4 protein-coding genes and 2 pseudogenes are annotated in these 4,292 nt (G+C 43.8%); 2 read left to right on the forward strand and 4 right to left on the reverse strand.

What is annotated here, in order from left to right; all coding sequences use genetic code 11:
- The 3 genes and pseudogenes from KDK19_RS20635 to KDK19_RS20645 all read right to left on the reverse strand — a co-directional run.
- A partial coding sequence (locus KDK19_RS20635) for a hypothetical protein (RefSeq protein WP_257292842.1) occupies nucleotides 1–338 on the reverse strand: 338 nt, incomplete at its 3' end.
- Nucleotides 339–562: 224 nt separating this feature from the next.
- A complete protein-coding gene (locus KDK19_RS24200) occupies nucleotides 563–1,825 on the reverse strand; it encodes a hypothetical protein (RefSeq protein WP_306674615.1) in 1,263 nt (420 codons plus the stop codon).
- A 163-nt stretch (nucleotides 1,826–1,988) separates the two neighbouring features.
- Nucleotides 1,989–2,126: pseudogene (locus KDK19_RS20645) on the reverse strand (transposase); the annotation flags it as partial.
- Between the two features lie 177 nt (nucleotides 2,127–2,303).
- Here KDK19_RS20645 and KDK19_RS20650 point away from each other — a divergent pair.
- Nucleotides 2,304–2,702: a hypothetical protein gene (locus tag KDK19_RS20650; protein ID WP_257253332.1), complete on the forward strand. Its 399-nt coding sequence runs from the start codon at nucleotides 2,304–2,306 to the stop codon at nucleotides 2,700–2,702.
- 255 nt (nucleotides 2,703–2,957) lie between these two features.
- Here the strand turns inward: KDK19_RS20650 and KDK19_RS20655 are convergent, their stop codons facing one another.
- Nucleotides 2,958–3,746, reverse strand: a complete 789-nt coding sequence (locus KDK19_RS20655; protein ID WP_257282469.1) for a hypothetical protein — start codon at nucleotides 3,744–3,746, stop codon at nucleotides 2,958–2,960.
- Nucleotides 3,747–4,006: 260 nt separating this feature from the next.
- Here KDK19_RS20655 and KDK19_RS24610 point away from each other — a divergent pair.
- Nucleotides 4,007–4,210: pseudogene (locus KDK19_RS24610) on the forward strand (hypothetical protein); the annotation flags it as partial.
- Nucleotides 4,211–4,292: the final 82 nt, after the last annotated feature.

Here is a 4,292-nt window from a genome sequence, read left to right on the forward strand (position 1 = left end):
GCCACTTCGGCGGTGGTCATCACGGGAGCCAGCTGCAAACAGAAATCCGTTTTCATTTGCTCCAGCTCCTTTGTATCCGATTCAGCCAGATCATGTGTGCTTGAAAGCCCGGAAACTATTCCCGCTGTTTTACAGACGCCCCACCATATACCCAGATTGAGCAGGGTAGACAAAGAGACTCCAGCGATGCTTCCCGTTAACTCAAGACCATTTGCCACCAGTGCGGTGTCATTAAGAGGCTCAAGAAAATCAAAATCATTTTGTGAGGGTGGGCTGGCCTGTGCCATCGAATAGAGCAAACACAAAAGTAACGGACACAGGTTGAATAACTTATTCATGGTGATTCCCCAGATACAGATACAGTGACTGAACTGGAAATATAGATTCTAAACGAAGCTATGAGTGACAATATCCTTAACTACAAAGTGCGTTGCAAATAAAGTGCGGTGCAAATGAGGCAGCCATCAAATGTTTCCAATAGACTATGCCTTCGGCATAGCCACAAGAGCAGCCGATAGCTGCCAGAGTTCACCGCTGTTCCAGTGGCTGACAGTTGAGTCTGTCAGTTAAACAACGTTGAGAGATAATTCAGGGGCGCATAGAACTTTTTCCACTGAGTCCAGCCAGTCTCTGAAAAGCTTTGTTCCAGTGGATAGCCATAAACAGCGTGGCTTGAAAGACCATTGACAACAGCGAAAGTCAACGCAGGCACCAGAGTGACACCGGCTTTGATAAACGGGTTGTTTGAGCTTATCTTCGAACTGCCCAACATAAGCAAGGCTCCAACTCCGCCTAGGGCTGGGGCTAAGAGTGCGACTCCGGCCAGGGCTGCAACTCCGGCTCCAAGTCCGACTTCGTTCAGGATTCCGACTCCGACTCCGGCTCCGAGTCCGGCTCCGGCTATGGCTCCGGATACAACTCCGGATAAAGCTCCGGATAAAGCCCCGATTCCGTTTAAAACTCCAATTCCGGTTACCGCTCCGAATCCGGCTACAGTGCCGATTACGGTTACAGCACCGATTCCGGTTAATGCCCCGCTTGCGGTTACAGCTTCGACACCGGCCTTTATTTGTCGGTCCTCGTCAATTATTAACTCAGAAATAATGCCCAAGAGGGTACCCACAATCGCTGCGCTGACAGCAGAAGCAAAAATCACTTTTGCTGGTCTGAAGCCTTTATGAGTCATGACTTCATAGGCGATATCCCCTGCCATAAGCCCATTACTCAAAGACAATATTGTGTATCCACCAGCTGCATACCATTCAGTTGAAATGTCTCTTATGCTCATTTTTCTTAGCATGAATGCCGAAATAGCGCTGGCTCCGGTTCTTGATACCGCTTCGGAAGCAAGGTAAGTCAAGACCGCGACAGGGATGCGCTCCCTCGTTTTCGTATTAGTGGTATAAGCTGCCATTACTGCACCGGCAAAATACAAGGGTTTCCACCAATGCTGTTCCAGGGGCCAGGGAGACACGTGCCCGGCCAGCGCCACTTCGGCGGTGGTTATCACGGGAGCCAGCTGCAAACAGAAATCCGTTTTCCACTTATCCGGCTCCTTTGCATCCGACGCAGCCAGATCATAGGTGATTGAAAGCCCGGAAACTATTCCTGCTGTTTTACAGACACCCCACCATATACCAAGATTCAACAGGGTAGACAAAGAGACGCCGGCAATGCTTTTCGTGAACTCAAGCCCATTTGCTACCAGTGCGGTGTCATTAATAGGCTCAAGAAAATCAAAATCACTCTGTGAGGGAGAGCTGGCCTGTACCATCGAATGAAAAAAACACAAAAGCAACAGCAATAGATTGAATGACTTTTTCATGGTCATTTCCCAGTTACAGTTAATGAACAGGAAATATAGACCCTCAATGAAGCTAAAATGACGAAATCCTTAACTAACGTATGTTCGACGCTCAGAAAGCCACAGCCAGACCCTCAGTTAGTACTGAAATATCAATATGAGGCTTTCCGGGTTCTCGGTGACAGGCTATTAGGCCTACTATCAAATTGACAGCAAAGTTGTACAGTGATCGGTGCCGGGTGTACTCTGTCCCAGAGATATTTCTCAGATGATCATTGACACTCTCTATGACTGTTCTTTTTCGTAACATCTCTTTATCAAAGGCTTTCACCCCATAAGTTCATGCCCATGCCGGGCGTACCCAAGAAAATCCACTGAATTTCCTATCGAGAACTACTGATTTAAAAGGCTTATGCGACACATAAATTAATGAGCACACTCTGTATTCATATACTAAGATAATGCCTCCAACCTTGGACAAAAAGTTAGAGGAATAATAATGGTAAATCGTACAATTAAATCCCTTTTATTAATGTTAAGCTCATTGATGGCTTGTTTTTCTGCTGCCGCAAACTCATGGAATGAGGTTAGCCTTGATGATAAAACAGAATTTAATAATAGATGTGAATACAGGATAAAGTCACAAGCATATGGAGGTGGTCAATCAGTTTTAAAAAGTCATGATGTTAATCCAGCAATCGTCAGCTTTTACATAGGCGGGATTCATAACTTGGGATACATTGAAGCAACAGATAAGCACAAGCTTTGCACAGATGCACTTGAAGCACCATCCTATGTAGATGCGGATGGCAATCCTTGTAATTCTTTCTCCGAATTATGCCGTCAAGAATGCTTAGTACTTGACTCAGTAATTTCAATTGAAGAGCTTTGTCAATAATTATCACATCGTAGTAAGCAGCCGAAAAAAGCATATGAGCCTTAACTTCGTCAAGGGCAGATAACTGCACCCCGGCAAGAGAATCCAGTTCGAGTGCTCGCCCACATACTGGAAACGCTTTTCAATACACTGAACTCTTTGTCGAAATTGGTCGCCAGAGTGCCACATCAGACGGTTTCCGGGACTTCGCTGCTCACCAGCTGCGCCCCTTCGGCGCGCAGCTGAAGCAGGTCTGTTTGCAGTGAGAGAATCATACTACTGAGTTAGCTCAAGTCTTCGCTGAATAGAGTGGAGCATACGTGGAATATAAAGAGCTACTATTGGGGTTATTATAATGATTACCACTGAGAAGACGGAAGTTGCTAAACTGAGCAATTGTATTGAAACACTTGTTGGATAAATTCTTTTTGGATCATTACCACAAACAAGTAACTTACGATAATTATCAGTTTGAACTTCAGTGAAAGAAATCTCTTCTATTGCACGATCCAGGTCGTCGAAATCTAAATGAGATTTATATAAGTATATTTTCCTTAGAGACCACGTATCATCCGATTTACCGAAAAGCATATTCCTTTTTATAAATACAAATGTGACTCTATCGTTGCTTTGTTTTGTTACATTTCCATGGGCAATAAAAACATCTCCCTTAGATTGGATATCAGTGATATAAATCGGCTTATCTGTGATTTCACTAACAAAAAACGACATTGGTAACAGTTTTCTTATAACACTTGTATCTTTAAAATTATCGATAAAAAGTGAAAGCTCTTCACCGGAAATATCATAATTACCATTGCGTTTTTCTAAAAGATTCTCAAGAGAGTCATAATCAGAAGAAACGTCTAACAAGCTTTCATTTCTTGCATAACGAATCATTCTTATATTATTAAACAACACATTATTTTCATATCTGTTAACTTCACCAGCGATTGTAAATCCATTTCTGTGCTCTTTGATAAATAGAGAAGAATGACAAACAGATGAAAGCGAATTGCAAACAAATAATGCAATTACTAACATATTTGAAGATAAACTTTTCATGGTTACATACGTCACTCAACGTTTCATAGAGTAGTGGTTAAAATTAGCAAAAGCCACGGGGATTGCACATAAGAAAAAAACAGAGGACTGCACCTGCGTTGAGCCTACAGAAAAACCTCTGATAAGTCTGAATATCAGGGCTTTTGGAACAGTTGGTTCCTGGCACCTTTGAATACACGTTGGATTATCAGGTCCATCATGAAATCAATACTACGATCTTTCATGATCACTACTAAAATAACGACGGCGGGCGTGCGGCTTATGACCCTGCCATGTTCTCGAAGGCGTTTCTGTTGGCATATTCCCGCGGCCTCACTTCCGGTCGCCGGATTACCGGATTCTGTCAGGCAAACGCGGTACTCATGGCACCGTCTGCTGACAGTCAATCATACTATATGACCATTGCTGATTTTATCAGCTGGTCACACGGGCCTCTCAGTCTTCTGATTTTGCAGACTCTGTGAGTCTGTTGGCTGCTGCAACACACCAAATGTTGACATCCTCTCGCCCCTGAAGGAGCGAGATTCCCGTTAGTCACCTAACAGG

The organism is Endozoicomonas sp. ONNA1 (genome assembly GCF_024606325.1).
Classification (GTDB): domain Bacteria; phylum Pseudomonadota; class Gammaproteobacteria; order Pseudomonadales; family Endozoicomonadaceae; genus Endozoicomonas_A.

What these genes read in the sequence shown, in the direction of transcription:
- KDK19_RS24200 (WP_306674615.1), bottom strand. Translation starts at nt 1,825, where the DNA reads ATGAAAAAGTCATTCAATCTATTGCTGTTGCTTTTGTGTTTTTTTCAT.
- KDK19_RS20650 (WP_257253332.1), top strand. Translation starts at nt 2,304, where the DNA reads ATGGTAAATCGTACAATTAAATCCCTTTTATTAATGTTAAGCTCATTG.
- KDK19_RS20655 (WP_257282469.1), bottom strand. Translation starts at nt 3,746, where the DNA reads ATGAAAAGTTTATCTTCAAATATGTTAGTAATTGCATTATTTGTTTGC.